This window comes from Gilvimarinus sp. F26214L (genome assembly GCF_054401055.1).
Genome location: NZ_JBTIYG010000027.1, coordinates 1 through 2,157 on the forward strand (window position 1 = coordinate 1; position 2,157 = coordinate 2,157).

The window sequence follows — 2,157 nt, forward strand, 5'->3', positions numbered from 1 at the left end:
AAGCCTGACCAATCTGTCTGGAACAGATTGGAGCGCCGGCTCCGCCGGCGGGCGCAGCCCGGATCACAGGGATGTGATCCGTCACCATGACCGTGTCATCGGCAGGCGGAAAGAAGAAAGGCCGTACAGCATAGCTGTACGGCCTTTCGAATTAAAGCCTGACGATGACCTACTCTCACATGGGGAGACCCCACACTACCATCGGCGCTAAGTCGTTTCACTTCTGAGTTCGGAATGGGATCAGGTGGTTCCAACTCGCTATTGTCGTCAGGCAAACTGGTATGAAGAACCGTCTTTGACGTGTCTTCAAATAGGGGGCAAAGTTTTAAGTTTTGCTTTGGTAAGCAGTAATACTGTCTGTTTGGCGGGGTATCTGCACCCGTCCAGGTCAGTGATGTGTCGCACAATCGTTTCAATTATATGGTCAAGCCTCACGGGCAATTAGTACTGGTTAGCTCAACGCCTCACAGCGCTTCCACACCCAGCCTATCAACGTGGTGGTCTTCCACGGCCCTTCAGGGGACTTGACGTCCCAGGGAGAACTAATCTTGAAGGAGGCTTCCCGCTTAGATGCTTTCAGCGGTTATCCCGTCCGAACATAGCTACCCGGCAGTGCCACTGGCGTGACAACCGGAACACCAGAGGTTCGTTCACTCCGGTCCTCTCGTACTAGGAGCAACTCTTCTCAATTCTCCAACGCCCACGGCAGATAGGGACCGAACTGTCTCACGACGTTCTAAACCCAGCTCGCGTACCACTTTAAATGGCGAACAGCCATACCCTTGGGACCGGCTTCAGCCCCAGGATGTGATGAGCCGACATCGAGGTGCCAAACACCGCCGTCGATGTGAACTCTTGGGCGGTATCAGCCTGTTATCCCCGGAGTACCTTTTATCCGTTGAGCGATGGCCCTTCCATACAGAACCACCGGATCACTATGACCTACTTTCGTACCTGCTCGACTTGTCAGTCTCGCAGTCAAGCACGCTTATGCCATTGCACTAAACTCATGATTTCCGACCATGATTAGCGTACCTTCGTGCTCCTCCGTTACTCTTTGGGAGGAGACCGCCCCAGTCAAACTACCCACCAGACACTGTCCTCGATCCCGATAAGGGACCGGAGTTAGAACCCCAAACATACCAGGGTGGTATTTCAAGGATGGCTCCACGCAAACTGGCGTCTGCGCTTCAAAGCCTCCCACCTATCCTACACAAATAGGCTCAGAGTTCAGTGTCAAGCTATAGTAAAGGTTCACGGGGTCTTTCCGTCTAGCCGCGGGAACACTGCATCTTAACAGCGATTTCAATTTCACTGAGTCTCGGGTGGAGACAGCGTGGCCATCGTTACGCCATTCGTGCAGGTCGGAACTTACCCGACAAGGAATTTCGCTACCTTAGGACCGTTATAGTTACGGCCGCCGTTTACCGGGGCTTCGATCAAGAGCTTCGTCCGAAGACTAACCCCATCAATTAACCTTCCGGCACCGGGCAGGCGTCACACCCTATACGTCCACTTACGTGTTTGCAGAGTGCTATGTTTTTAATAAACAGTCGCAGCCACCTGGTCACTTCGACCGGCTTCCGCTCCAGCCGCGAGGGCCTTCACGTACACACCGGCGTACCTTCTCCCGAAGTTACGGTACCATTTTGCCTAGTTCCTTCACCCGAGTTCTCTCAAGCGCCTTGGTATTCTCTACCTGATCACCTGTGTCGGTTTACAGTACGGTCACTTATTACCTGAAGCTTAGAAGCTTTTCCTGGAAGCATGGCATCAACCACTTCGCTTCATCCGAAGATGAGGCTCGTCATCAGCTCTCAGCCTTGGCAACCCGGATTTACCTAAGTCACCAGCCTACAACCTTAAACACGGACAACCATCGCCGTGCTGGCCTAGCCTTCTCCGTCCCTCCATCGCAGTAATAAGTGGTACGGGAATGTTAACCCGTTTCCCATCGACTACGCCTTTCAGCCTCGCCTTAGGGGCCGACTAACCCTGTCCCGATTAGCGTTGGACAGGAAACCTTGATCTTCCGGCGAGGGGGTTTTTCACCCCCTTTGTCGTTACTCATGTCAGCATTCGCACTTCTGATACCTCCAGCAAGCCTTACGACTCACCTTCACAGGCGTACAGAACGCTCCCCTACCATGCACAGTA

General features: G+C 53.4%; 2 rRNA genes (1 of these 2 only partly in view). Both read right to left on the reverse strand.

The annotated features are described in order from the left end of the window. Positions 1 to 156: 156 nt before the first annotated feature. Positions 157 to 272 (reverse strand): 5S ribosomal RNA (gene rrf / locus ACURWW_RS17055). 148 nt (positions 273 to 420) lie between these two features. After that, positions 421 to 2,157: ribosomal RNA gene (locus ACURWW_RS17060) — 23S ribosomal RNA — on the reverse strand (it continues 1,250 nt past the right edge of the window).